The organism is Bradyrhizobium sp. WU425 (assembly GCF_021052305.1).
In the GTDB taxonomy this organism is placed as follows: Bacteria; Pseudomonadota; Alphaproteobacteria; order Rhizobiales; family Xanthobacteraceae; genus Bradyrhizobium; species Bradyrhizobium canariense_D.
In genome coordinates, this window is sequence record NZ_CP088089.1 from 6,117,545 (window position 1) to 6,142,441 (window position 24,897).

Consider the following 24,897-nt stretch of genomic DNA (forward strand, 5'->3'; position numbering starts at 1 on the left):
TCCTTTTAACCCCGAACGTTAACACTGCGGCAGATGAGCTCAACGGTCTCCCAGCCGGCGCGAATGCATGGACAGACGGGGCCCGAGGCTGCAGCCTGGGCCGAGCGGCTGCGCGTGGCCAACATCAACCCGCGGACCGGGCTTGCCACCGACTATCTCAACCATTTCAATGAAGCCGTGATGCTGCTGGAAATGGTCCCCGACATGCCGGAATGCGCGGAAGATTTTCTGACCTGGTCGCCGCTGTCCTATGCCGAGCATTTCACCGCCTCGAACTTCAAGGCCCGGGATCTGGCGATCGAGGCCTATGAAAAGGCCGACCCGAACGTGCGCGCCCAGTTCGACCACCTCACCGACACCATGACCTCGATCCTGACGGCGGTCGGCTCGGCCATGCGCGAGGTCGAGAAGGACACGACCCGCGTTCGCCTCGCCGAGCAGGCCGCCCACTGGGTCAAGCCGCTGATCGCGGCCTGCGGCGGCATCATCAATGGCGGCGCGGAAGCCGACGTCGACAACATCATGGCGAACTGAGCCCGAGCAGGTGAAGTCATGGCTGCGATCGTTCAGCCCACCCGTCCCCAGATCGCGGTCAGTGCCGCGATTTTTCGTGACGGCAAGGTGCTTCTGACCCGTCGCGCACGTTCGCCGGCAAAGGGGTTCTATTCGCTGCCGGGCGGCCGGGTCGAGTTCGGCGAATCGCTGCACCAAGCGCTGGCGCGCGAGATCGACGAGGAGACCGGGCTAGATATCGAAATCATTGGCCTCGCGGGCTGGCGCGAAGTGCTGCCGGCCGCGGCCGGCGCCGGCCACTACCTGATCATGTCCTTTGCCGCCCGCTGGGTGGCCCGGGAGCCGGTTCTCAACGACGAGCTCGACGACTACCGCTGGATCGCCCCAAAGGCCCTGGCGAGCCTTGGCGACCTCAAGCTGACCGGCGGGCTGGAAGAGGTCATCCAGTCCGCTCACCGGCTGATGGGCCCCTGACGGCCCCGCCTTGCGTCTATCGCCCCGAGGAGGCATACACCCGGCCGATGTCGACGCGATTTCTGGCCATTTTTGCCCTGATTCTCGCCTGCGCCTCGGTGCCCACGAGGGCTCAGGACGGGGCAGCGCCGTTTGACGGCGATTTGCAGCGACTGGCGGAGATCCTCGGCGGGCTGCACTATCTGCGCGGCATCTGCGGGTCCAACGAGGGCAACAAATGGCGCAGCGAGATGCAGGCGCTGATCGATGCCGAAACCCCCGCCGGCGAACGCCGCACCCGCATGATCGCCGGCTTCAACCGCGGCTATAACGGTTTTCAGCAGACCTACCGGAGCTGCACGCCGGCCGCGACGGTGGCGATCCGCCGCTATATCGAGGAAGGCGCCAAGATCTCGCGCGATCTCACGGCGCGTTACGCGAACTGAGACAGCGGCGGGAACCCTGTCATCGACTTTGTACACAGCCGTTAACCGTTCCTAAAGATGTGGCCTAGCGGGCGTTAACGTGCGTGCTACACCTCTCGCACAGCGCATCGCCGTGGATTGCGCCCCAGCCCCGACGAGTTTCATGAGCCATCCAGTGTCCTACGCTCCCGCACGCGCGCCGCTGCCCGATCACGAGCAGAAGCAGGCCGCACTGAGTTATCTCAACGAGGCCTGGGCCGAAGCGCGCCATGATGGCGTCGACGGCGACTGCCTGGCGCAGGCGAGCCTGTTTGCGGCCCTTGCCGAGCTCGTCGGCACCTATGGCGAGGACGCGGTGGCGAAGTTCGTCGAAGGCTTTCCCGGCCGCATCCGCAACGGCGAATTCTCGGTCGACATTTCCAGACAGTAAGTCTTTCTCCAGGCAGTAAGCCTTTCTCCAGGCAGTAAGCCTTGCCGAAAATGACCCCGCCACGTAGGCGGGGCCAGCTTCCGCTACGGTCGGGAATACGCTCCCAGCCCGTTACGGCTCGATCTTGAGCGTCGCTTTCATGTTGGGATGAAAGCGACAGTAATAATCGATCGTGCCCGCCTTCTTCAGAACCAACGTCCCTGATTTTTTCGCCGGCAGGTTGACGTCGAAATCGCCGTTCCTGGCTGTCGCGGTGTGGACGAAGACGTCCTTGTTGATCCATTCAATGGTGTCGCCGACCTTGGCCGAAGCGTCTTTCGGCGACACTTCGAGATTCTCCATCGTGATCTCTACGGTCGCAGCGTGCGCCGGGACGGCCACCGCCACGAGCAGGACCGCTGTCGCGATCGCGGACAATCGTCCCAGCATCATCGCCTCCCTATTTCAGCTCCGCCGCGACGTGCTCGGCGTGCTGCTGATGGCCCTGGAAGATTTTCAGGCCGGTCTGCAGCAGGCTCTTCAGTTCAGCATTGCTGGCGGACGGAATGAGCTGGGTTTCCAGCGCGCCGTTGACCGTCTTGTGGTAGGCGACCTCGTTCGCGACATAGGCCTTGTCGAAGGCCGCACCGCTCAGCTTGTCCAGTTCGGCGAGCTTCTCGCTCGCCTGCTTTGACAGCGCTTTGCTGGTGTCGTTGTCTTCAGGCGTGACGTTCAGCTTCTTGACCAGCGCGAGCGCCTGCTTGTTGACGGCCTCGTGGTCGCGCAGCATGTCCTCGGCAAACGCCTTCACGTCCTTATTCTTGGCTTTCTTCTGCGCCTGCTTGGCTGCGTTGATGTCGATCACGCCCGCGGTGTAGGCGATATGGGCGATCTGCGGATCGGTCAGCTTGTCGGCTGCTCTGGCGCCTTGCAGCAGCGCGGGGCTCGACAACAAAATTGCAGCGGCGATCGCCGTGGTCCAACGAACGAACATGGTTTGACACTCCTGTGGTGCCGGACGTTTTGCCGGCGCGTTGCTTCACAGGCGTTGGATGGAATTCTCGCGCAAACGTTCCCGAAAAATTCAGCCGCCGATGCCAAGCCGCTTCAGCACTGACACGGTCAGCCGCTCGCAGCGCCACCCGGCGAACGGGAACGCATCCATCACCACCGGACCGATCTCCTTTTCGACGTTGTCGCGCAGCATGGTCCGCGCACGGTGCAGCCGCGTCTTCACGGTCTCGGGCTTGACGCCGAGCAGCTCGGCGGTCTCCTCGATGTTCATCCCTTCCATGACGCGGGCGACGAAGACCATGCGGAAGACATCCGGTAATTCATCGATGGCGCGCTCGACGACGCGCTGGATTTCACGTTGGGCCATGGTCCTTTCCGGATCGCCTGGGGGAGAAGCGGGAAATTTGATGATCTGCGCCTCGAGCGTCGCTTCGGGCACCGAGCCGAGCTCGACCTGCGGCCTGGCGCTTCGCGCCCGGCCAAGTGCCTCGTTGATGGCGATGCGCGACAGCCACGTCGACAGTCCGGACTCGCCGCGGAATCCGTCGAGATGGGTGAAAGCGCGGACATAGGTTTCCTGAACGACATCCTCGGCTTCGCTGTCGCTGCGCAGAATTCCGCGCGCCAGACGATAGAGCCTGCGGTTGTTGGCCTGCATGATCTCGCGCAGCGCGGCCTCGTCACGGCCCCGCGCCCGCTCGACCAGTTCGGCTTCCAATGTCCTGATTTCTGGAGTCTTGGCGCCGGCGGACAGGCCGGCTGCGATCCGTGGCATGGCGGTCACCTGCTCGTTTGGCTTCGTTCCGGACATTGGATGCCGCCCCAAGGGAAAGGTTCCCAACTTTCTGTCCCTCCCCTGGGGGAGGGGCCAAGGAATGTCCTAATCCGTCTCGATCGGCAGCGCCGGATCCTTCGCCCACTCCCCCATCGAGGCATCGTACAGCGTCAGCTTGTCGTAGCCGAGTTGCGTCAGCAGCAGCAGGTCGATCGTCGCCGAGATGCCGCCGCCGCAATACAGGATCACATTCTTGTCGCGGGTGACGCCTGCCGCGTCGAATTTGGCCTCGGCATCGGCGAGCGTCGTCAGCGTCTTGTCCGCATTGACGAGCGCTGCCGCTGATACGTTGACGCTGCCGGGAACGCGGCCGGGCCGCCCGTAGCGGCTCGGCTCGAGGCCGCGATGAAACTGGGGACCGAGCGCGTTGACGATAACAGTCGCGGGATCTCCGAGCCGTGCCTTGACCGCATTCTTGTCGACGAAGAGGCCTGCGCGCGGTGTGGCCTTGAAGGTCGTGGCCGGATAGCCCTTCGGGGCGCCTGTTAAGACCGGCCGTCCCTCGTCCTTCCATTTGTCGAGGCCACCGTCGAGCACCCGCGCCTCAACGCCGAGCGAGCGCAGCATCCACCAGAACCGCGTCGACCACATCATGGTGCCGATGCTGTAGAGCACGACGGATTTGGATGCATCGAGGCCGTGGCCGCCGAAGGCGGCCTCCAGCTGGGCCACATCAGGCATCATGAAGAATTGCTGCGCAGAGGCGTCGGAGAACTCGCCTTGCAGGTCGAGAAAATCGGCCCCCGGAATATGGCCGGCCTCGAACGTCTTATCGCCCGGCACGGCGCGATAGGGCACATCGCTGCCTGGCGGCACCGGCTCGTTGTAGGTCGTGCAGTCGTAGAGGCGCAGGTTGGGATCGCCGAGCTGGGCTGCAAGTTGCTCGGTGGTGATGAGGGGTGTCGGTTCGGTCATTCACTCCTCCCTCAGCGTCTCCAGAAACCGCACCGGCTCACCTTGCGCGGCCGTCACGAGCTCGCCCTGCCACATCACGCGGCGGCCGCGGATGAAGGTGCCTACGGGCCAGCCGGTGACGCGCAACCCGTCATAGGGGGTCCAGCCGGCCTTGGACGCGACCCATTTGTTGGTGATGGTCTCGCTGCGCTTGAGATCGACGACGGTGAAGTCGGCGTCATAGCCGGCGGCGATCCGCCCCTTGCAGGCCATGTTGTAGAGGCGCGCGGGGCCGGCGCTGGTGAGATCGACGAAACGCGCCAGCGACAGCCGACCCGCATTGACGTGGTCGAGCATGAGCGGCACCAGCGTCTGCACGCCGGTCATGCCGGAGGGCGAGGCCGGATAGGTCTTCTGTTTCTCTTCCAGCGTATGCGGGGCGTGGTCCGAGCCGAGCACGTCGATGATGCCCTGCTCGATGCCGCGCCAGATCCCGGCGCGGTGATCGGCGCCGCGCACCGGCGGGTTCATCTGGGCCAGCGTGCCGAGCCGCTCGTAGCATTCGGGCGCAACCAGCGTGAGATGATGCGGCGTCGCCTCGCAGGAGGCGACGTCCTTGTGGTCGCGCAAAAATTCGATCTCTTCCTTGGTCGAGATATGCAGCACGTGGATGCGCTTGCCGGTCTCGTGTGCGAGCTTCACCAGCCGCTGCGTCGCCATCAGCGCGGCGGTCTCGTCGCGCCACACCGGGTGCGAGCGCGTGTCGCCCTCGATACGCAGCGATTTGCGGTCGTTGAGGCGGTATTCGTCCTCGGCGTGGAACGCCGCGCGGCGCCGGATCACCTGGAAGATGCGGCGCAGGCTTTCGTCATCCTCCACCAAGAGCGCGCCGGTCGAGGAGCCGATGAACACCTTGACGCCGGCGCAGCCGGGCGCACGCTCCAGCACCGGCAGGTCCTGCACATTCTCGCGGGTGCCGCCGATGAAGAAGGCGAAGTCGCAATGCATGCGGTGATGGGCGCGCTTCACCTTGTCGGTGAAGGTGGCCTCCGTCACGGTCAACGGCGCGGTGTTTGGCATCTCGAACACGGCGGTGACGCCGCCCATTACGGCGCTGCGCGAGCCGGTCTCGAGGTCTTCCTTCTGCTCCAGCCCGGGCTCGCGGAAATGCACCTGCGTATCCATCACGCCGGGCAGGATGTGCAGGCCCTTGCAGTCGATCACTTCCGCGGCGGAAGCCTGCGACAGCGCGCCGATCTCGGCAATGCGACCGTTGACGACGCCGACATCGCGGGTCCCCTCGCCGTCCTGGTTGACGACAGTGCCGCCCTTGAGGATCACGTCGAAACGCTGGGTCATGGCTGAAGGCCTCTCTCGTCCCCAAGCGCAGGGCTTGAGGTCTTGTCGTTTTTGCCTTGCGGGCTTACGTTCCGGAGCAACATGTCGCAAGAGATTTTCGTATGAAATCAGCGTTTCTTCCGGACCGGGGCGTGATCAAGGTCGCGGGCGAGGATGCGCGCAACTTCCTCAATGGCCTCGTCACGACCGATGTCGACAAGCTGAAGCCGGGCCTGGGCCGATTCGGCGCGTTGCTGACGCCGCAGGGCAAGATCATCGTGGACTTCCTGATCACGGAAGCGCCTGCCGGCCATGGCGGCGGGTTCCTGATCGATTGCCCGAAGCCGCTTGCCGACGGCCTCGCCACCAAGCTGAAATTCTACAAGCTGCGCGCCAAGGTCACGGTGGAAAACCTGTCCGACGATCTCGGCGTGCTCGCGGCCTGGGACGGCAAGCCCGCGGCCCAGCCCGACCTCGCCTTCGCCGATCCGCGCAATGGGGACCTCGGCTACCGCATCCTCATCCCCGAAGATCTCAAACAGAAGCTGTCCGATCTGATCGGCGCCGAGCTCGTCGACGCCGCCGCATACGAGGCCCACCGCATCGCGCTCGGCGTGCCGCGCGGCGGGCTCGATTTCACGTACAGCGATGCGTTCCCGCACGAGACCAACATGGACCGCCTTTCCGGCGTCGATTTCGACAAGGGCTGCTATGTCGGCCAGGAGGTCGTCTCGCGCATGCAGCATCGCGGCACCGCGCGCACCCGCAGCGTCAAGGTGCTGCTCGAGGATTTCTCGCCTGAGCCCGGCGTCAGCGTCATGGCCGGCGACAAGCCGGTCGGCACGATGGGCTCGTCGGCGAAAGGACAGGGTATCGCGCTGGTGCGCATCGACCGCGTCGCCGATGCGCTCGATGCGGGACAGGCGCTGACTGCCGGTGGGCTCGCTGTGAGGCTTGCGGAACCAGACGTCGTGCGCATTCCAACGAAGCAACCCATCGCATGAGCCGTGCCCCTCGCCTGCATCCCGACGGAAAGACGCGTTGCCCCTGGCCCGGCGAAGATCCGCTTTACGTCGCCTATCACGATACTGAATGGGGCGTGCCGGAATATGACGACCGCGCGCTCTATGAGAAGCTGATCCTCGACGGTTTCCAGGCCGGCTTGTCCTGGATCACGATCCTGCGCAAGCGCGACAATTTTCGCAAAGCCTTCGACGATTTCCAGCCGGAAAAGATCGCACGCTACAACGAGAAGAAGGTTCACGCGCTGATGAACGATGCCGGCATCGTGCGCAACAAGGCCAAGATCGACGGCGCGATATCAAGCGCGAAATCCTATCTCGCCATCATGGAGAAGGGCCCCGGCTTCTCGAAATTCCTGTGGGACTTCATGGACGGAAGGCCCAAGGTCAATCATTTCAAGACCACCGCGAGCGTGCCTGCCTCGACGCCGCTCTCCATGCAGATCTCCAAGGAGCTGGCCTCGCGCGGCTTCAAATTCGTCGGCCCGACCATCGTCTATGCCTTCATGGAGGCGACCGGCATGGTCAACGATCATCTCGTCGACTGCCATTGTCACGCGAGCTGCGGCAAGTCGCAGCGCAAGCCGCGCCTCAAAGCCAAATGAGCGCGAAGAAGACGGACCGCGGCGCCGACACCCGCGCCTGGCAACGCATGCTGTCGGGCCGGCGGCTCGATTTGCTCGATCCCTCCCCGCTCGATATCGAGATCGCCGACGTCGCGCATGGGCTGGCGCGTGTTGCCCGCTGGAACGGCCAGACCATCGGCGCACACATCTTCTCTGTCGCGCAGCATACGCTGCTGGTCGAAACCGTGATGCGGCACGAGAATCCCCGCGTGGATCAGCGCATGCGGCTTGCCGCGCTGCTGCATGACGCGCCCGAATATGTGATCGGCGACATGATCTCGCCGTTCAAGGCCGTGCTCGACGGTCATTACAAGGCGGTCGAGAAACGTCTGCTCGGCGCGATTCACATCCGCTTTGGCCTGCCGCCGGTACTGCCGGACGAGATCACGCTGGCGATCAAGGCCGCCGATCGCGGCGCGGCCTATCTGGAGGCAACGACGCTTGCCGGCTTCAGCGAGAGCGAGGCCAAGCGCCTGTTCGGCAAGGATCCCGGCCTGTCCGACAGCGTCCGGCGCGACTATCTCACCCCCTGGACGGCTGCCCGGGCCGAGAAGCAGTTTCTGGAGCGGTTTGGCGCCGTGTTTGCGTGATCGTTGTCGTGGGTTAGAGTCCTGCAGGGCGGGCAAAGGGGCCCTTGCCGCCCACTGTTTTGCGCAATGAGACGAAAGTGGTGGGTACGCTTCGCTTTGCCCACCCCGCCAACGCTCGCTATAATCTGCGGAAAAAGGTCCGCCATGATCCACGTCTGCTCCCTCGCCGCCCTTCCCGAAACCGTCCGCCTCACCAAGGCCAGCCACGTGCTGACCGTGATGGCCAATGTCGAACAGGTGGCGCGGCCGGTGTCGGTGCTGCCGGCCAACCATCTCAAGGTGTCGATGGACGACATCACCGAGGAGATGGACGGCTTCGTCGCGCCGTCGGAAACGCATATCGAGCAGGTGCTGAACTTCGTGCGCGGCTGGGACCGCGACGCGCCGCTGGTGGTGCATTGCTATGCCGGCATCAGCCGCTCCACCGCGAGCGCCTTTGCCGCCGTGTGCGCACTCAATCCGAATCGCGACGAGACCGAGATCGCGAAGAAGATCCGGGCGGCGTCCCCGATCGCCTCACCGAACCGCCGCATCGTCGGCCTTGCCGACCGTGCGCTGGGGCGCAACGGCCGCATGCTGCGCGCACTCGACGAGATGGGCCCGGGCGCGATGATGGTCGAGGGCCGCCCCTTCGTGATCGAGCTCGAATGACAGTTGCGCACCACAGCACAGGTGTGCCCCCTCGCCCGCTTGCGAGCAGAGCAATCGCATGCGAGCCTTTACGCAGACGCCTCCACATCGTCATGGCCGCACCGGCGATCGCCATCGCATGAGCGAAAAGCTGCTGACGCCGATCGAGATCGGCCTGACCGCCGCGATCGTCGCGATCGAGGATCACGAACCGCTGATCCTCACCGCGCGCGACAGTGACGGCCTGGCCGGCCTGCCGTTCGGCCCGTTCGATGCGCCGAGCCATCGCACTTTCGAGATCGGGCTGCGGGCGTGGGTCGAGGAACAGACGGGCCTGCGGCTCGGCTATGTCGAGCAGCTCTACACGTTCGGCGATCGCGGCCGGCATGCCGAGGCTGGCGACACCGGCGCGCACATGGTGTCGATCGGCTATCTCGCACTGACGCGCGCCTTCGGCGGCGAACTGGCAGCCACGAGTGCGAGCTTCGCGCCGTGGTATCGCTTCCTGCCTTGGGAGGACTGGCGCGAGGGGCCGCCCGCGATCATCGCGGACGACATCATCCCGGCATTGACCGGCTGGGCCGAAGAGGAGACGCCGGAGACGACGCGCGCATTGCCGCGCAAGGATCGGGTGCGGTTCTATTTCGGTCTCGACGGCGCGTCCTGGGACGAGGAGCGCGTGCTCGACCGCTACGAGCTCCTGTACGAGGCAGGGCTGGTCGAGGAAGCGCGGCGCGACGGTCGCCCTGCGGCATTAGCGCGCAAGGCGCTGTCCGCGCTCGGCACATCCATGCGCTTCGACCACCGCCGGATTCTTGCGACAGCGGTCGCGCGACTGCGTGCAAAACTGAAGTATCGTCCTGTGGTCTTTGAACTTTTGCCCGCCGAATTCACACTTACCGAATTGCAGTATACGGTGGAGGCGATCTCCGGCCGACACCTGCACAAACAAAATTTCCGCCGCCTGGTCGAAATGGAAGCCCTGGTCGAACCGACCGGGGTGATGTCGACACAGACGGGCGGACGTCCGGCGGCGCTCTACCGCTTCCGTCGCGACGTGCTTCAGGAGCGACCCGCGCCGGGCTTGCGCGTACGCTCCCGGCGCTAACCCGAGATATGCGTGATCGGCCCCTGCCCGCCGGTTGCCTGGAGGCTTTATGTCTGACGGCCCGTTTGACGTCTTCGCGCTGATCATTGCGATCATCGCCTTCATCATCGCGATCAAGGCTTCCAGCCAGGCGGCTGAACTGCGACGACGGCTAAGCTCGCTCGAAGAGATGTTCCGCGCGCAACGGCCCGTGCAGCCGCCGCTGATCCCCGCAGATGTGTGGGCTGACGCGCCCCCCACAACTTCCGCAGCGCCACCGCCGCTTGTGCCCCAAGCCGAAGCCAGAGCCGAGGCGCCGCCCCCGCTCGTCACCGAAGATATTTCACCGCCTCCGCTCGAAGCGAGCACCGAGGCCGACGCGACGCCGCCGCTGCCCGCACCCGCGCCCGGGTTCGAGGAACGGCTCGGCACGCGCTGGGTAGTCTGGATCGGCGGCCTGGCGCTCGCGCTCGGCGGCTTCTTCATGGTGCGCTATTCGATCGAGGCTGGCCTCCTTGGCCCCGGCGTGCGCGTGTTCCTTGGCGGCGTGTTCGCGCTGGCGCTGCTGGGCGCCGGCGAATGGTCACGGCGCAAGGAGAGCATCTCCAACATCGCCGCGCTGCCGATCGCCAACATTCCCGCTATCCTCACCGCAGCCGGTACGGCGGTGGCATTTGCGACCATCTACGCGGCGTACGCGCTCTATGGCTTCCTCGTGCCCGCGACCGCCTTCGTGCTGCTCGGCCTCGTCGCGCTCGGCACGCTGGCTGCCGCGCTCCTGCACGGGCCCGCGCTCGCCGGCCTCGGCGTGGTCGGCGCCTTCGTGACGCCGATCCTCGTCTCCAGCGGCAAGCCGGACTATTGGGCCCTCTACATCTATCTCGCCGTCGTCACCGCCGCGAGCTTCGGCCTTGCCCGTATCCGGCTGTGGCGTTGGCTTGCGGTCACGACAATCGCCTTCGCCGTGCTCTGGATCTTTCCGGGGCTCGATACCAGCGACCTGCAGGTCGCGCCGCACGCTTTCCATGTGATCGCAGGATTCGTTCTTGCCGCTCTTCTCGTGGTCTGCGGCTTCATGTTCGGCCCGACGATCGAGGACGGTGAGATCGAGCCGGTCTCGTCGGGCTCACTCGGTGCCTATCTGTTCGGCGCGATGCTGATCGTGCTGTCGAGCGCCCATGCGGACCTGGCGCTGATGGCCTTCACGCTGCTGGTCGGCGCGACGCTGCTTGTCGCCTGGCGCGCGCCGGCGGCCACCGGCGCGCTCGGCGCAGCCGCCGCGACCGTCTTCGTCGTGTTCGCCGAATGGGCGGTGCGCGCCAATCCTGACATGCTCGTGCTGCCGGGCGGTCCCATGGCCGACATCGCACCGACGGCGATCGATAGCGCGGTGACGCTGCATCTGGTGATGGCGGCGATCTTCGCCGCCGGCTTCGGCATCGCGGGCTTCCTCGCGCAGGGACGTTCGAACTCGGCGATCATTCCGGTGGTGTGGTCGGTCGCGGGGGTCGCGACGCCGATCGCGATCCTGGTCGCGCTCTACGCACGCATCGCGCATCTCGATCGCTCGATCCCGTTCGCCATCCTCGCGGTGCTGCTCGCCGCCGCCTTCGGCGCGGCCACCGAAGCGCTTGCACGCCGCGAGACCCGGCCGGGCGCCATGATCTCCACGGCCTTGTTTGCGACCGGCACGCTCGGTGCACTGGCGCTGGCGCTGACGTTTGCGCTGGAGAAGGGCTGGCTCACGATCGCACTGGCGCTGATGTCGCTCGGCACCGCCTGGATCTCGATGCAGCGGCCGATCCCGTTCCTGCGCTGGCTCGCCGCGATCTTCGCCGGCCTCGTCACCGCTCGGATCGGCTATGATCCGCGCATCGTCGGCGACGCCGTCGGAACCACGCCGATCTTCAACTGGCTGTTGTGGGGTTACGGCCTGCCGGCGGCATCGTTCTGGGCGGCGAGCCTGTTCCTGCGCCGCCGCGCCGACGACGCCCCGCTGCGCATGCTCGAGAGCGCCGCGATCCTGTTCACCGCGCTGCTCGCCTTCATGGAGATCCGCCATTTTGCGACCGGCGGCAACATGACGTCAGCACCCTCTCTGCTCGAATTCGCCCTCCAGGTCTGCATCACGCTCGCCCTGGCGATCGGGCTGGAGCGCCTGCGACTGCGCAGCCGCAGCGTCGTGCACAATGTCGGCGCGGTCGTGCTCACGGTGATCGGCGGGCTCGTCGGCGTGTTCGGCCTCCTGCTCCTGGAGAACCCGCTGCTATGGCGCACCGACGTCGGTGGCGCCGTGTTCAACCTGCTGCTGCTCGGCTACGCGCTGCCGGCGGTGCTGATGCTGCTCTTGTCCTATGCCGTGGCCGGCGAACGCGGCAAGGCCTACGCCAACACGATTGCAGGCGGCGCGCTGCTGTTCGCGCTGACCTATGTCACGCTGGAGATCCGCCGCTTCTATCACGGCCCGATCCTCTCCTCCGGGGCGACGACGGGCGCCGAGCAATATACCTATTCGATCGGCTGGCTCGGCTTCGGCGTGGTGCTGCTCGGCGTCGGCATTCTCGTCAATTCGGAGCGGGCGCGGCTGGCATCGGCCGTCGTGATCGCGTTGACGATCCTGAAAGCATTCGTCATCGACATGTCGACGCTGACGGGCGTCTACCGCGCGCTATCGTTCATGTGCCTCGGCATCGTGCTGGTCGCGATCGGCTGGCTCTACCAGCGTATCCTGTTCCGGCGGCAGATCGCACCGCCGCCGGCTCCGCAGACGAGCACGTGAGCGTCAGGCCGCGCGAACCGATTCCAGGAACTGCGCGACCTCGACCTTGAGACGGGTGCTGTCGGTCGCCAGCGATTTCGCCGCCGACAATACCTCGGTCGAAGCCTCGCCGGTCTCGATCGCACCGCGCTGCACGTTGGTGATGTTCGACGAGACCTCCTGCGTGCCGACCGAGGCCTGCTGCACGTTACGCGAGATTTCCTGCGTGGCCGCGCCCTGCTCCTCGACGGCGGCGGCAATGGCCGCAGCCACCTCGGAGAGCCGCTCGATGGTGCCGCCGATCTCCTGGATGGCACTGACCGATTCCTGCGTCGCCGCCTGGATACCCGAGACCTGCGCCCCGATCTCACCGGTCGCTTTCGCGGTCTGCTCGGCCAGCGCCTTGACCTCGGAGGCGACGACCGCGAATCCGCGGCCCGCATCGCCGGCACGCGCGGCCTCGATGGTCGCGTTCAGCGCCAGCAGATTGGTCTGGCCCGCGATGGTGTTGATGAGCTCGACGACGTCGCCGATGCGGGACGCCGCGTGCGACAGCGCATTGACACGGTCGTTGGTCCGCGCCGCTTGCTCGACGGCCTCCGCCGCCATCCGCGCCGAATCCTGCACGCGGCGGCTGATCTCGGTGATGGAGGACGACAGCTCCTCCGAAGCGGATGCCACCGCCTGGACGTTGGTCGAGGCTTCCTCGGAGGCGGCTGCGACGACGGTCGCGAGTTCCTGTCCGCGCTGCGCGGTGTTGGTCAGCGTCGAGGCGGAGGCCTCGAGCTCGGTCGAGGCCGAGGAGACGGTCCCGACCACCTCGCCGATCATGGCTTCGAACTTGCGGGTGATGGCATCGACGCGGCGACCGCGTTCGATCTTGACTTCGGCGTCGCGCGCAGCGGCCTCGTCGGCGGCCTTCTTGGCGATCAGCGCCTCCTTGAAGATCTGCAGCGCATCTGCCATCGAACCGATTTCGGTCTTCTCGCCGCGATGCGGAACGTCGGCCGAGAGGTCGCCCTCGCCGAGCGACTGCATCGGGCGGATGATTGAGGCAATGCCGCGAGAAACGTCGCGCACGAGATAATAGGCGGCGCCGATCGCGATTACGACCGAGAGCACGATGATGCCGACCAGCACGCGGAAGATCATGGCGTAGCTGTCGGCGGCCTGCTTCGTCTCAAGCTCGGCACCGCGGTTGTTGAGCTCGATGCCCTTTTGGAGCAGGGGATCGGCGGCCTGGGCCATCTTCGCAACCTTGGTCTGCAGCAGCTCGTTGGCGTCGACCGGGAAACGGCCAACGCCCTTGCGCGACAGTGCCATCACGTCCTGCACGCCGTTCAGATACTCGGCCCACGCCGTGCTCCATTGCCCATAGAGCGAGCGCTCCTCGGCGGAAGTGATCAGCGGCTCGTAGACCTTGCGGGTCTGGTCGATGCGCGCGCGCAGCGAGGCCAAGCGCTTCTCGGCGGCGTCCTTGCCCTCAACGCTGTCCTGCATCAGATGCAGACGGAGCGCGACGCGCAGCTCGTTGATGTCGGCGCGAAGCGAGCCGAGCGCGCGCACGCTGGGCAGCCAACTCTCCGCGATCTCGACCGTATGGGAATTGATGTTCTGCATGGTGCCGATCGCCGTCACGCCAACGCCGGCGAGCGAAAGGACCAGGACCGACAACACGGCCAGAAGCTTGAAGACGATCGACAATTTCGACATCACGACAAATCCCGATGTTACCTGGCAACGCGCAAATTGTCCGCGCCGCAAACCGCCACGAAGATGGCGAGACGGAGGTCAGTTCAACAATGCTGGCTGGTTCTTGTCCCGTAAGATTGCACACATAGTCGCAAGCAGGCGTTAACAGGGCCCTACGTAAAATTACGGGACAGCGCTGACGGTCGTTATTTCTCCCGCAACCAACTGTGCAGCTGCACAGCCAACTGATGCTGCGACGCGACCTGTCCACTTGCGACGCAATGTGCGGAAGGCGACGGCTGTCACGCCGCCCGTACCGAATCCAGGAAGCGCGCGACCTCGCTCTTCAGCCGGTGGCTCTCCTGCGACAGCGATTGCGCAGCCGAATGCACCTGCGCCGAGGCCGCCCCGGTTTCGCCTGCGCCACGCTGGACATCGCCGATGTTCGCCGAGACTTCGGAGGTGCCATTCGCGGCGTGCTGGATGTTGCGGGAGATCTCTTGCGTGGCGGCACCCTGTTCCTCGACCGCGGCGGCGATGGTTGACGAGATCTCCGACATCCGCGCGATGGTGTCGCCGATCTCCTTGATCGCACCGGCGGAGTCTTCCGTCGCGGTCTGGATCGCGCCGATGTGCTGGCCGATCTCGCCCGTGGCCTTCGCAGTCTGCTCGGCGAGCGCCTTCACTTCGGAAGCGACCACGGCAAAGCCGCGGCCGGCCTCGCCGGCACGCGCCGCCTCGATCGTCGCGTTGAGCGCCAGCAGGTTGGTCTGGGCGGCGATGGTGTTGATCAGTTCGACCACGTCGCCGATGCGGGCGGCGGCCTTCGACAGTTCGGCGACGCGTGCATTGGTGCGCTGGGCCTGCCCGACCGCCACGTCGGCGACACGGGCCGATTCCTGCACCTGACGGCTGATCTCGGAGATCGAGGAGGTCATTTCCTCGCTCGCTGCAGACACCGACTGCACGTTCGCGGAGGCCTCTTCGGAGGCGGCCGCCACGACCGTGGCAAGCCCGTTGCCGCGCTCGGCAGCCTGCGTCAGCGTATTTGACGAGGCCTCCAGCTCGGTTGCCGCCGACGAAACAGTATCGATGATCTCGCCGACCGCGCCTTCGAAAGTATCGGCGAGCCGGTGCATGTCGGCCTTGCGCTGCTGGCGCCCGCGCGCCTCAGCTTCGACCTGCTCGGTGCGCAGCCGCTCGGCCTCCGCCATATTGGTCCTGAACACCTCGACGGCACCGGCCATCTCGCCGATCTCGTCTTTGCGCCCGATGCCCGGAACGGATATCGAAAGCTCGCCGCGCGCAAGCCGCGTCATCGCGCCGACCATGCCGGCAAGCGCCTTCGAGATCGAACGTCCCAGAAGGAAGCCCACCGCGGCGAGCACGACGACGGCAATGGCGAAGGCGACCATCATCCACATGCGCACGGCATCGCGGGTCGCAGCTTCCGCAACGTCGGCCTTCCTGTAGAGGTCTTCGACTGTGTTGCGCACCTCGATCATGCTCGATTCCAACCCACGGAACGTTTTCATCATGCTGGCGTCGAGGGCCGCAGTTTGCTGCGCCGTCTCCACCCACGCCGTGAACTCGGATTGATATTTCTGCAGCTTGGCTGTGATGTCGTTCATCACTGCCGTAGGGATTGCGACGACCTCTATCGCCTTGGAGAATTCGACCGCGGCCTTCTTCATCTCGGCGATGTATTTTGGGTCGCGCCGCAGCATGAAGTCCTTCTCGTGCCGGCGCATCATCAGCATCCAGCTCGTGGACCTGGGATCGTCGATCTCCTTGAGCTTGGCCTCAATGTCGTGCACGGCGGCGCGGAGCGAGCCGGAGAGGCCCAGAGTCTCGTTTAGGCCGAGCCGGGTCTCCGCGGCCACCAATGCGCCGAAGTCCGACGCGTATCGCTTGAAGCCGTCCTGGGCCTGCTTCATCCGGTCGGACAGCGCGCCCAAGCCGCCGGCCGACATCAGCCGCTCCACCTCGTCGAAGTCGCGATTGATCGGCCCGATCAATTCGGCATGTGCCTTGGCGTAGCTCTCGTTGCGGCGCTGCTGAAAGTTCTTCTCGTTGCGGCGGGCCTCCAGCATCTCGATCGAGAGCTGTTTGTCGAGGTCAGCGATCGCACGAGCGCGGTTAGCAATCTCGCGGGAGGCGTCCTGGGAGAGACTGCCGATCTCGTAGATCGCGCCGAAGGCGACGAGACCCAACAATCCGAACAGTCCGATCGTCATGACCTTATGGGTGAGACGAATGGAAGGGCCACTCATGGAATGTGCTCCAATACGATTGATACGCAATACGAGGAGGGCGACTCGGCACCCGGAATATTACGGAGATCATGACTGCATCGGTTTTCCGGAAGGTTAACCGTGCGGCTCATCGCGCCGCGACATCCAACTGCGAACGCATGCGAACCACCGCGCGTCTTCGCGCGTCGGTTGTAGTCGATCGATGATTGGTGACGGCGACCGCGTCATGCTGCGCGCACGGTATCGAGGAAGTTGCCGACCTCGAGCTTGAGGCGGTTGCTGTCGCCAGAGAGCGACTGGGCCGCCGCCAGCACCTGCGACGACGCCGAGCCGGTCTCGTTCGCGCCGCGCTGCACATCGGTGATGTTGGCCGAGACCTGATGGGTGCCTTCCGCCGCCTGCTGCACGTTGCGGGAGATTTCCTGTGTCGCCGCGCCCTGCTCTTCCACGGCAGCCGCGATGGTAGAGGAAATCTCCGAGAGCTTCTCGATAGTGCCGCTGATGTCCTTGATTGCGCCGACCGAATGCTCGGTCGCGGTCTGGATGCTGGCGATCTGCTGCCCGATCTCGCCAGTGGCCTTCGCGGTCTGTTCGGCGAGTGCCTTGACCTCGGAGGCCACAACCGCAAAGCCGCGACCGGCTTCGCCGGCGCGCGCGGCCTCGATGGTCGCGTTGAGCGCCAGGAGATTGGTCTGACCCGCGATGGTGTTGATCAGCTCGACCACGTCGCCGATCCGCGTCGCCGCCCTGGACAATTCGCTGACGCGCTCAGTGGTGACACGCGCCTGGCCGACAGCTTCGTTGGCCACGCGGGCCGATTCCTGCACCTGCCTGCTGATCTCGGTGATAGAAGACGACAGCTCCTCGGTGGCCGACGCCACCGCTTGCACGTTGGTGGACGCCTCCTCGGAGGCCGCAGCAACCATGGTCGTGAGCTGCTGCCCACGCTCCGCGGTCGATGTGAGGGTCGACGCCGAGGCTTCGAGCTCGGTCGCTGCCGAGGAGACGGTGTCGACGATCTCCCCGATCGCGGCTTCGAAGCCGTCGGCCAGCTTCCGCATCTCCGCCTTGCGCTGCTCGGCTGCCCGGCTCTCGGCCGCAGCGTGATCGCCCCGCATGCGTTCGACTTCGAGCCCGTTTTGCTTGAAGACTTCAACGGTCCGCGCCATCTCGCCGACCTCGTCACCTCGGCAGGTGCCAGGCACGACCGTCGTGAAGTCGCCATTGGCGAGCCCACCCATCGCAACCGAAATGGCTGAAAGCGGCTTGAGGATCCGGCCAAAGGTGATCCAGAAACTGAGGCCAGCGAGCATCACCGAGGCGCAGAGCAACACGACCGTGAAAACAACATTACGAGTGCTGACCTCTGCCTGCATCGTGGCTTCGCGGTCAGCGGCCGCGCCAATGGCTTCACCGAGCTTCAGCACTGCATTGATGCCGGCGGTGGCCCGCGTGAAGTACTCGGGTCCCGTGATTCTGTAGTCCCCGCCTTCGCCACCGGCGAGCACAGTCACCCGCGTTTCACCGTAGGCACCAAAATAGGATTTCTCGACCTCCGTCATCGCCTCGCCGATCTGCAGGGCGAGGTCCGAACGCAGCCGCACCGGCAATACCGTGTCCCATGCGAGTTCGACCTTGGCCCGCAGCGCCGAAAGGCGCTCATAGCCCTCCATCCCGAGCTTCGCGCGCGCACCGACGACCCCAGCCAGCAGGGCCCGCTCCCTTCCGGCATTCTCGGCCATCTGAGCTGTCAGATGTCGCAAGCCGATGAGCTGGGCCAGCCTTGCCACGGGCGGGCTGGTGAGTGTTTCGAGCGTCAGCCGCAAGCGGTTGCTCGCGACGTCGATCACCTCCGTAATCGTTGGCGCGAAGCCATCTACGAGGTCAGGCTCGCGTTCAACGCGCGAGCGCGACATTCCCGCGTCGGCTTTCTCACGCAGGAGACGCAGCGCCTCGAATTTCGTCGCTGCGTCCGCAATCTGTCTTTGCCCCGCCGTCATTTCGGGAATCGCGCTGATATCGAGGACGGCTTGGCGAAAGGCCTCGTCCGCCGTCGCGCGCGCCTTTGCGATTTCCGCACGGCGCTCGGCACTGACGACATCAGGAGACTTCAGCACGGCGTTGGTCAGCCCGCGTTCAATCGCCCAATGTCCTGCGCTGCGCAGCAGCAGTTGGGCAACTGCATTGACCTTCAGGAATGCCTCGGACTCTCGCCTCTTGAGGACGGCCTCATAGGCGATGAATCCGGCCGAGGCCAACCCAAGCAAGACCAGGGCAGAGATGATGATCGGCAAGATCGTGCCGATCCGAACATGTCCGAGCCGACTCCACGCGCTGGCGGACTGAGTTCGGACCTGCTGATGATGAGCAGGGCTCAACATGGTACGTTTCCCCCAAAGGAAACACGCAGCCAAGTCCTTGCCGGCTGCATGGACGTTGATCGCCCTTGCCGGAGAATCTATTCCTTGGGGTTACTCATTCTGGTTAACGGGAGGGCTCGGAGAAATACTGAGATTTCAACCCAAACAGTTGAAATGGAAGAGATAATCTCGCCAGAAAGTTGTAAATTTCAGCTTGAGGTCGCCACTGTTTGCTTTTGCAGCCGACGTTCGCCGAAGTCATGCGCGAGACGTTCGCGGCGAAGATCAGGATGCAAAAACGCCCGCCTGAGGAGGCAGGGCGTCTTCCGAACTGTCTGGAACGAGGTTCTTAGGCGGCGCGCACGGTGTCGAGGAACTTGCCGACCTCGAGCTTGAGGCGGTTGCTGTCGCCGGACAATGACCGCGCGGCTGCCAGCACCTGCGACGATGCCGAGCCGGTTTCGCCTGCACCGCGCTGCACGTCGGTGATGTTGGACGAGACCTGATGGGTGCCTTCGGCCGCCTGCTGCACGTTGCGCGAGATCTCCTGCGTCGCCGCGCCCTGCTCCTCGACGGCCGCCGCGATCGTGGACGATATCTCGGACAGCTTTTCAATGGTGTTGCTGATGGCGCTGATGGCGGCGACGGAGTCCTGCGTCGCGGCCTGAATGCCGGAAATCTGCTGGCCGATCTCGCCGGTCGCCTTCGCGGTCTGCTCGGCAAGCGCCTTCACTTCGGAAGCCACCACCGCAAAACCGCGACCGGCCTCGCCGGCGCGTGCCGCCTCGATGGTGGCATTAAGCGCCAGCAGGTTGGTCTGGCCGGCGATGGTGTTGATCAGCTCGACCACGTCGCCAATGCGAGCCGCCGCCTTGGACAATTCTCCGACACGGTCGGTCGTGGTTCGGGCTTGGGTAACCGCCTCGCTCGCGACCCGCGCCGATTCCTGCACTTGGCGGCTAATCTCCGTAATTGAAGACGACAGCTCTTCCGTGGCCGACGCCACCGATTGCACGTTGGTCGACGCCTCCTCGGAGGCCGCAGCCACAACTATCGTCAGTTCCTGTGCCCGCTCCGCCGTCGAGGTCAACGTCGAGGCCGAAGCCTCGAGCTCCGTCGCGGCCGACGACACCGTATCGACGATCTCGCCGACGGCGCCTTCGAAACTATCAGCAAGCTTGCGCATATCGGCCTTGCGCTGCTCGGCCGCCACCTGGTCCTGCCGCATCTTGGCTTCCGCTTCCTGGCGCGCCTTCTGCTCCGACACGACCTTGAATTTCTCGACGGCCGCGGTGACACCGCCGACCTCGTCCTTGCGGCCGAGACCCGGCAGGACAACAGAGAAGTCACCACCAGCGAGCTTGTCCATGGCAACCGTGAGCGCGCGGATCGGCCGCGCGATGGTCAGGAAGGACATCAGCCACGAACCGATGAGGACGAGCACGGCGCACGCACCGACCACCATGCCGAGACGCTCGCTCACGGCCATCTCCTGGCTCGCGGCAGCGATTTCTTCATCGCTCTTGTGCTTGGCGAAATCGGCAATCTCGCTGGTCAAATTGTCCAGCTGTGTGGCAAGCGGCAGCGTCACCTCGCGGATCTGGCGCGCGCCTTCCTCGGAAATCTTGGCGGCGCGGACGGGGTCCGTGGCCGCAACCGCAATGGCCTCGCTGCGAACAGAGGCGTTCTGCTGCGCGCCCTTCAGGTAATCGGCCGACGTAGACTTGAGCTTCTCCATCCGCGCGCGGTTTTCCGGGGCGTGCGACAACCTGAGCATGGAATCGACAACGCCGTTCAGTGCTTTCGACCGCTCCAGCAGAAGCTCGCTCGCCTTTTGCAAGTCACCCTGATTGTTGGCGAGACGCATGTCCCGTACGGCGAGTTGCAAGCCGCGTATCCCAAGCTTGGCTTCGGTAGCCTCGCGCACCAATTCCTGCTGCGCAAGCGCGGCCTGGTTGGAATGCCCCACGTTGTTGTTGCCGATGACCTGGCTCGCGATCATGGCGCCGACGAGAACAACGCCGAACGCCGAAGCGAGCGCGAGCTTGGTACCGATTTGCAGATTCTGGATGAGTCTCGACATGAGGGCGTTTCCCGGGTTGCGCGGCCAAGTCATTGTCGGCCGCCCTCGGCGTTGATCGCCCTTGCCTAAAAACTGAGCTTCAGGTGTGGTGATCTGGTTAACGATCGCCCCCGGACAAATACCGGACTTACCGGAAAATCCCTTGAAAAACGGCACGGTCCGCGCGCTTAACAGGTTAACCACACGCGGCGGTAGGATGCCCGATTTCTAGCCAGTGCGACCAAGGGCCTTTTGGCTCTCGCCAATCAAGCTGATCCGGAACACCGGCTCCTTGTTCTCGTCGAGCAGCTCCATGCGCCATTCGGCATCCTGTTTCAGGCCGCGCGAGATGCCGCCGAGCAAATTGGCACAGACTTCGGTCATCTCGGTCCAGGCCGCGGCGCGGTCCTCGAACTCATATGGCTGGTCGGCAGCACCGGAATAGCGGCCCGTGCTGATACGGAAGAAGTACAGCGACATCGTTGAACCCTTTTATCGGGCCGCGCCCCCGGCCGTACGCAAACTGGGGCGCGAACAGCTACCAACGCATGAAAGCCGCCGTCCGTATGACTACGGCGCGGCGGCTTCGTGTCTGATGGCAGCTCTCAACGACAAAGTGCGCGGACTGTCCCGCGCACCAACTCACTGGGTGGAGCGGCGCAGCTCCAGCGGGGCGTCGTCCCTGGCGGGCTCCGATTTGACCTGCGGCTTCACCGGCTCGAGCCGGCTACTCTCGACGCGCGGGGTCTCGACACGCGCGGCGACTTCGGTGTTGGGCGTGCCGACCGAACCCGTGTGTTCCGAGGTGCGCAGCGAGCGCGGCCGCGCGACGGCCCGCGCCATCAGCATCTGGTTGCCGCCCTGGTGATGGAAGTCGCAATAGGCGAAGCCCATCCCCGATACCGAGCCGCGGAAACTGCGATCGTCGGTCTTTTCAAGGTTGAAACAGGGCTCGAACGGAATGCCCTTGATCGAGGCGCAGACGTTCTGGCCGCGGATCTGCAGCGTGTTGCCGGGCAGGCGGAGATGTTTCACCGGACCTGCACCCGAGAACTGCACGGCGCCGGCGGCGCCGAGGTCGTCCATGATGCGGCCCGCGCCCCGGGTGCCGTCAAAGCAGGTGAAAGCAAACACCTTCCCGGCGACGAAGCGGCGCGCCTCATCGGCGTTCATGCTTCCAGCAATGGCCGGCGTAAGCGTCGCTACCGCCGTGACCGCCCCCAACACAATACGCGCAAGCATGCTCAACTCCGAACCAACCCCGCAGCGGGCTATGCCTTATCTCTTTACCTGCTGCTTACCATACTAACCATGGCGACATTGAAGCAGCATGGTTGGTAAAGTCTGAACGCCGTTAGACAATTTTTACAACGGTGCGACCGCGGACCTGGCCGGCGAGGATTTTCGCGCCCCACTCCGGAACTTCAGAAAGCGGAATTTCGTGAGTAATTTCAGCTAGTTTTGACCGGTCCAGATCGGACGCCAGGCGTTGCCAGGCAGCTTTCCGTGGCTCGATCGGGCACATCACGGAATCGATGCCGAGAAGGCACACCCCGCGCAAAATGAAGGGTGCGACGGAAGACGGCAGGTCCATGCCGGCAGCCAAGCCGCAGGCCGCGATCGCGCCGCCGTACTTCGTCATCGACAGGAGGTTTGCGAGCGTGGTCGAGCCGACGCTGTCGACGCCGCCCGCCCAGCGCTCCTTGGCGATGGGCTTGGCGGCCGCCGACAATTCGTTGCGGTCGATCACCTCAGCCGCGCCGATCTCTTTCAGATAGTCCGCTTCGGACGCACGTCCGGTGGAGGCGATGACGTGATAGCCGAGCTTCGAGAGCACGGCGGTCGCAACCGAGCCGACGCCGCCTGCAGCCCCCGTCACCACGACCGGACCGCTGTTCGGCGACACTCCGTGCTTCTCCAGCGCCAGCACGGACAGCATCGCGGTGAAGCCGGCAGTGCCGATCGCCATGGCGTCGCGCGCCGATAGGCCCTGCGGAAGAGCGACCAGCCAGTCGCCTTTCACCCGCGCCTTCTCGGCATAGGCGCCAAGATGGGTCTCGCCCATGCCCCAGCCGGTGCAGACGACCTTATCGCCCGCCTTCCATTGCGGATGCGAGGACTGCTCGACGGTGCCGGCGAAGTCGATGCCGGCAATCATCGGGAAGCGGCGCACCACCGGCGCCTTGCCGGTGAGCGCAAGGCCGTCCTTGTAGTTCAACGTCGACCATTCCACGCGGACGGTGACGTCGCCCTCCATCAGTTCGGCTTCGTCGAACTGCGTGAGCTGCGCGGTGGTGCCCTTGTCCGCCTTGTCGATCCGGATCGCCTTGAACGTCGCCACAGCAAAACTCCCTGACTTGTTTCAGGGGATGTTTAGCCGATCAGGCAGGCTGCGCAACCGTCCGCTGGACCGGTTTCTCCACGATCGGAAGATTGATCAGCGCCGAGAGCACGCCGAACAGGATCGAGAGCCACCAGATCGGCGTGTAGGAACCGAACCGCTCGAACACGATGCCGCCGAGCCAGACGCCGAGGAAGCCGCCGACCTGATGGCTGACGAAGGCGAAGCCATAGAGCGTGGCGAACCAGCGCGTGCCGAACATGATCGCGACCAGTGCCGAGGTCGGTGGCACGGTCGACAGCCAGGTCAGGCCGGAGACCGCGCCGAACGCAATCGCCGAGAACGGCGTGATCGGAAACGAGATGAAGGCAAGCGTCGCAAGCGCGCGGGTGAAATAGATGGTCGAGAGGATGTAGCGCTTGGGCAGGCTGTTCTGGAGATAGCCGACGCTGAGCGATCCCATGATGTTGAACAGGCCGATCGCCGCGATCACCCAGCCGCCGATCTGCGTGGAGATGCCGCTATCGACCAGGAAGGCCGGCAGATGCACCGTGATGAAGGCAAGCTGGAAGCCGCAGGTGAAGAAGCCGAGGACAAGCAGCACGTAGGAGCGATGGCCGAAGGCTTCCGCGAGCGCTTTGGTGAAGGTCTGCTGGTCCGCAGGCGCCGCATTTGCCGCGCTTGCGACCGGCGGCGTCGAGAGCGCCAGCGACAACGGGATGATCAGCAGCATCAGGAAGCCGAACACGGTGAGCGCCTGCTGCCAGCCGAAATTGTCGATCAGGGCCACACCGATCGGCGCGAACAGGAATTGCCCGAACGATCCCGCCGCAGTGCCGGCGCCGAGCGCAAGGCCGCGCTTCTCGGCCGGCAAGAGCTTGGTGAAGGCCGAGAGCACCAGATTGAACGAGCAGCCGGCGAGACCGAAGCCGACCATGACACCAGCGCCGATGTTGAGCGACAGCGGCGTCGATGAGTAGCGCATCAGGAGCAAGCCCCCGGCATAGAGCAGAGCGCCGACGCACATCACCCGGAACAGGCCGAAGCGATCGGCGACCGCGCCGGCGACGGGCTGGCCCAGTCCCCACAGCAAATTCTGAAACGCGATCGCGAGGCCGAACACGTCGCGGCCCCAGGCATATTCATGGCTCATCGGCTGTACGAAGAAGCCCAGCGCCGAGCGCGGGCCGAACCCGAGCATCCCGATCGCGCAGCCGCAGAGAATGATGATCGCCGGCGTGCGCCAGGAGGAGGAACGGGAGACCGAACCGAGCTCACCCATCTGTATCGACATGCTGTTCCTCGTGCGTGGTCGCGGATTCGCAAATGGCTGCCGCGAGCCAGCTCGTTTAATGCATCTGCATGGAAACCCCAAGTCAAAAACGATTGCATTCCGCGAAGAGCTGGCGCGGGAGCATTGCATTTCCTCGCGGCCTCAGCCGACGCGCCGGGCGCGACTTAACGGAAACGTGTGCGGCAAGATCTGGCGGCTCCCAACACGACGTGTTATTTTATATTTGCTCATATCGAGCATATCGAATGATCCCCCGGCCTGTCGGCCGGATTTCTCAGGCTTTATATATGCTCAAAATG

The 24,897-nt window shown here is 64.8% G+C and carries 23 protein-coding genes; 10 read left to right on the top strand and 13 right to left on the bottom strand.

The genetic code is table 11. From position 1 onward, the window contains the following. Window positions 1–33 precede the first annotated feature (33 nt). The 4 genes from BcanWU425_RS29650 to BcanWU425_RS29665 all read left to right on the top strand — a co-directional run bounded on the left by BcanWU425_RS29650 (window position 34) and on the right by BcanWU425_RS29665 (window position 1,821). Window positions 34–534 (top strand): hypothetical protein, encoded by a 501-nt coding sequence (locus BcanWU425_RS29650; protein ID WP_085352590.1) that lies wholly within the window; start codon window positions 34–36, stop codon window positions 532–534. A gap of 18 nt (window positions 535–552) precedes the next feature. Next, window positions 553–987, top strand: a complete 435-nt coding sequence (locus BcanWU425_RS29655) for an NUDIX hydrolase (protein ID WP_085352591.1) — start codon at window positions 553–555, stop codon at window positions 985–987. Window positions 988–1,034: 47 nt separating this feature from the next. Beyond that, window positions 1,035–1,412: a TIGR02301 family protein gene (locus BcanWU425_RS29660; protein WP_007607220.1), complete on the top strand. Its 378-nt coding sequence runs from the start codon at window positions 1,035–1,037 to the stop codon at window positions 1,410–1,412. Between the two features lie 142 nt (window positions 1,413–1,554). Beyond that, window positions 1,555–1,821 carry a hypothetical protein gene (locus BcanWU425_RS29665; RefSeq protein WP_007594892.1) on the top strand — a complete coding sequence of 89 codons (267 nt, stop codon included), beginning with the start codon at window positions 1,555–1,557 and terminating at the stop codon, window positions 1,819–1,821. A gap of 111 nt (window positions 1,822–1,932) precedes the next feature. Here BcanWU425_RS29665 and BcanWU425_RS29670 read toward each other — a convergent pair whose 3' ends face one another. The 5 genes from BcanWU425_RS29670 to BcanWU425_RS29690 all read right to left on the bottom strand — a co-directional run bounded on the left by BcanWU425_RS29670 (window position 1,933) and on the right by BcanWU425_RS29690 (window position 5,902). After that, complete coding sequence (locus tag BcanWU425_RS29670) at window positions 1,933–2,250, bottom strand: cupredoxin domain-containing protein (protein WP_204513864.1); 318 nt, start codon at window positions 2,248–2,250, stop codon at window positions 1,933–1,935. 10 nt (window positions 2,251–2,260) lie between these two features. After that, on the bottom strand, window positions 2,261–2,794 hold the full coding sequence (locus BcanWU425_RS29675) for a DUF4142 domain-containing protein (protein ID WP_085352592.1): 534 nt from the start codon (window positions 2,792–2,794) through the stop codon (window positions 2,261–2,263). A 90-nt stretch (window positions 2,795–2,884) separates the two neighbouring features. Further along, complete coding sequence (locus BcanWU425_RS29680) at window positions 2,885–3,589, bottom strand: RNA polymerase sigma factor (protein ID WP_204513863.1); 705 nt, start codon at window positions 3,587–3,589, stop codon at window positions 2,885–2,887. Window positions 3,590–3,694: 105 nt separating this feature from the next. Further along, window positions 3,695–4,564, bottom strand: a complete 870-nt coding sequence (locus BcanWU425_RS29685) for a sulfurtransferase (RefSeq protein ID WP_204513862.1) — start codon at window positions 4,562–4,564, stop codon at window positions 3,695–3,697. Further along, on the bottom strand, window positions 4,565–5,902 hold the full coding sequence (locus BcanWU425_RS29690) for a dihydroorotase (protein ID WP_018458826.1): 1,338 nt from the start codon (window positions 5,900–5,902) through the stop codon (window positions 4,565–4,567). It lies immediately after the preceding gene. 101 nt (window positions 5,903–6,003) lie between these two features. Here BcanWU425_RS29690 and ygfZ point away from each other — a divergent pair, with 101 nt between their 5' ends. The 6 genes from ygfZ (at window position 6,004) to BcanWU425_RS29720 (ending at window position 12,615) form a co-directional block, all read left to right on the top strand. Beyond that, window positions 6,004–6,885, top strand: a complete 882-nt coding sequence (ygfZ, locus tag BcanWU425_RS29695) for a CAF17-like 4Fe-4S cluster assembly/insertion protein YgfZ (protein ID WP_204513861.1) — start codon at window positions 6,004–6,006, stop codon at window positions 6,883–6,885. Further along, window positions 6,882–7,508 carry a DNA-3-methyladenine glycosylase I gene (locus BcanWU425_RS29700; RefSeq protein WP_085361347.1) on the top strand — a complete coding sequence of 209 codons (627 nt, stop codon included), beginning with the start codon at window positions 6,882–6,884 and terminating at the stop codon, window positions 7,506–7,508. The genes ygfZ and BcanWU425_RS29700 overlap by 4 nt, the downstream gene beginning before the upstream one ends. Beyond that, a complete protein-coding gene (locus BcanWU425_RS29705) occupies window positions 7,505–8,119 on the top strand; it encodes a YfbR-like 5'-deoxynucleotidase (protein ID WP_085352596.1) in 615 nt (204 codons plus the stop codon). Before BcanWU425_RS29700 ends, BcanWU425_RS29705 begins: the two co-directional genes overlap by 4 nt. 144 nt (window positions 8,120–8,263) lie before the next feature. After that, window positions 8,264–8,770 (top strand): tyrosine phosphatase family protein, encoded by a 507-nt coding sequence (locus tag BcanWU425_RS29710; protein WP_007607206.1) that lies wholly within the window; start codon window positions 8,264–8,266, stop codon window positions 8,768–8,770. Window positions 8,771–8,888: 118 nt separating this feature from the next. Then, window positions 8,889–9,857, top strand: a complete 969-nt coding sequence (locus BcanWU425_RS29715; RefSeq protein ID WP_085352597.1) for an NUDIX hydrolase — start codon at window positions 8,889–8,891, stop codon at window positions 9,855–9,857. Between the two features lie 49 nt (window positions 9,858–9,906). After that, window positions 9,907–12,615: a DUF2339 domain-containing protein gene (locus tag BcanWU425_RS29720; RefSeq protein ID WP_204513860.1), complete on the top strand. Its 2,709-nt coding sequence runs from the start codon at window positions 9,907–9,909 to the stop codon at window positions 12,613–12,615. A 3-nt stretch (window positions 12,616–12,618) separates the two neighbouring features. On the opposite strand, the gene BcanWU425_RS29725 is transcribed toward BcanWU425_RS29720, so the two are convergent. From BcanWU425_RS29725 to BcanWU425_RS29760, 8 genes are all read right to left on the bottom strand, one after another. Further along, window positions 12,619–14,307 carry a methyl-accepting chemotaxis protein gene (locus tag BcanWU425_RS29725; RefSeq protein WP_085384908.1) on the bottom strand — a complete coding sequence of 563 codons (1,689 nt, stop codon included), beginning with the start codon at window positions 14,305–14,307 and terminating at the stop codon, window positions 12,619–12,621. A gap of 281 nt (window positions 14,308–14,588) precedes the next feature. Continuing rightward, window positions 14,589–16,559: a methyl-accepting chemotaxis protein gene (locus BcanWU425_RS29730; RefSeq protein WP_204513859.1), complete on the bottom strand. Its 1,971-nt coding sequence runs from the start codon at window positions 16,557–16,559 to the stop codon at window positions 14,589–14,591. A gap of 206 nt (window positions 16,560–16,765) precedes the next feature. After that, entirely contained in the window at window positions 16,766–18,922 is a 2,157-nt protein-coding gene (locus BcanWU425_RS29735; protein ID WP_231188785.1) for a methyl-accepting chemotaxis protein, read from the bottom strand. A gap of 328 nt (window positions 18,923–19,250) precedes the next feature. Further along, entirely contained in the window at window positions 19,251–20,984 is a 1,734-nt protein-coding gene (locus BcanWU425_RS29740; RefSeq protein WP_231188787.1) for a methyl-accepting chemotaxis protein, read from the bottom strand. A 207-nt stretch (window positions 20,985–21,191) separates the two neighbouring features. Next, entirely contained in the window at window positions 21,192–21,443 is a 252-nt protein-coding gene (locus BcanWU425_RS29745) for a DUF6894 family protein (protein WP_007594936.1), read from the bottom strand. 162 nt (window positions 21,444–21,605) lie between these two features. Then, entirely contained in the window at window positions 21,606–22,205 is a 600-nt protein-coding gene (locus BcanWU425_RS29750; RefSeq protein ID WP_026233672.1) for a hypothetical protein, read from the bottom strand. Between the two features lie 112 nt (window positions 22,206–22,317). Further along, entirely contained in the window at window positions 22,318–23,304 is a 987-nt protein-coding gene (acuI, locus tag BcanWU425_RS29755; RefSeq protein ID WP_085352604.1) for an acrylyl-CoA reductase (NADPH), read from the bottom strand. Window positions 23,305–23,344: 40 nt separating this feature from the next. Continuing rightward, entirely contained in the window at window positions 23,345–24,598 is a 1,254-nt protein-coding gene (locus BcanWU425_RS29760) for an MFS transporter (RefSeq protein WP_085352605.1), read from the bottom strand. Window positions 24,599–24,897: the final 299 nt, after the last annotated feature.

Coding starts and splice junctions, on each gene's coding strand:
- BcanWU425_RS29650 (WP_085352590.1), top strand. CDS start 34: ATGAGCTCAACGGTCTCCCAGCCGGCGCGAATGCATGGACAGACGGGG.
- BcanWU425_RS29655 (WP_085352591.1), top strand. CDS start 553: ATGGCTGCGATCGTTCAGCCCACCCGTCCCCAGATCGCGGTCAGTGCC.
- BcanWU425_RS29660 (WP_007607220.1), top strand. CDS start 1,035: ATGTCGACGCGATTTCTGGCCATTTTTGCCCTGATTCTCGCCTGCGCC.
- BcanWU425_RS29665 (WP_007594892.1), top strand. CDS start 1,555: ATGAGCCATCCAGTGTCCTACGCTCCCGCACGCGCGCCGCTGCCCGAT.
- BcanWU425_RS29670 (WP_204513864.1), bottom strand. CDS start 2,250: ATGCTGGGACGATTGTCCGCGATCGCGACAGCGGTCCTGCTCGTGGCG.
- BcanWU425_RS29675 (WP_085352592.1), bottom strand. CDS start 2,794: ATGTTCGTTCGTTGGACCACGGCGATCGCCGCTGCAATTTTGTTGTCG.
- BcanWU425_RS29680 (WP_204513863.1), bottom strand. CDS start 3,589: ATGCCACGGATCGCAGCCGGCCTGTCCGCCGGCGCCAAGACTCCAGAA.
- BcanWU425_RS29685 (WP_204513862.1), bottom strand. CDS start 4,564: ATGACCGAACCGACACCCCTCATCACCACCGAGCAACTTGCAGCCCAG.
- BcanWU425_RS29690 (WP_018458826.1), bottom strand. CDS start 5,902: ATGACCCAGCGTTTCGACGTGATCCTCAAGGGCGGCACTGTCGTCAAC.
- ygfZ (WP_204513861.1), top strand. CDS start 6,004: ATGAAATCAGCGTTTCTTCCGGACCGGGGCGTGATCAAGGTCGCGGGC.
- BcanWU425_RS29700 (WP_085361347.1), top strand. CDS start 6,882: ATGAGCCGTGCCCCTCGCCTGCATCCCGACGGAAAGACGCGTTGCCCC.
- BcanWU425_RS29705 (WP_085352596.1), top strand. CDS start 7,505: ATGAGCGCGAAGAAGACGGACCGCGGCGCCGACACCCGCGCCTGGCAA.
- BcanWU425_RS29710 (WP_007607206.1), top strand. CDS start 8,264: ATGATCCACGTCTGCTCCCTCGCCGCCCTTCCCGAAACCGTCCGCCTC.
- BcanWU425_RS29715 (WP_085352597.1), top strand. CDS start 8,889: ATGAGCGAAAAGCTGCTGACGCCGATCGAGATCGGCCTGACCGCCGCG.
- BcanWU425_RS29720 (WP_204513860.1), top strand. CDS start 9,907: ATGTCTGACGGCCCGTTTGACGTCTTCGCGCTGATCATTGCGATCATC.
- BcanWU425_RS29725 (WP_085384908.1), bottom strand. CDS start 14,307: ATGTCGAAATTGTCGATCGTCTTCAAGCTTCTGGCCGTGTTGTCGGTC.
- BcanWU425_RS29730 (WP_204513859.1), bottom strand. CDS start 16,559: ATGAGTGGCCCTTCCATTCGTCTCACCCATAAGGTCATGACGATCGGA.
- BcanWU425_RS29735 (WP_231188785.1), bottom strand. CDS start 18,922: ATGTTGAGCCCTGCTCATCATCAGCAGGTCCGAACTCAGTCCGCCAGC.
- BcanWU425_RS29740 (WP_231188787.1), bottom strand. CDS start 20,984: ATGTCGAGACTCATCCAGAATCTGCAAATCGGTACCAAGCTCGCGCTC.
- BcanWU425_RS29745 (WP_007594936.1), bottom strand. CDS start 21,443: ATGTCGCTGTACTTCTTCCGTATCAGCACGGGCCGCTATTCCGGTGCT.
- BcanWU425_RS29750 (WP_026233672.1), bottom strand. CDS start 22,205: ATGCTTGCGCGTATTGTGTTGGGGGCGGTCACGGCGGTAGCGACGCTT.
- BcanWU425_RS29760 (WP_085352605.1), bottom strand. CDS start 24,598: ATGTCGATACAGATGGGTGAGCTCGGTTCGGTCTCCCGTTCCTCCTCC.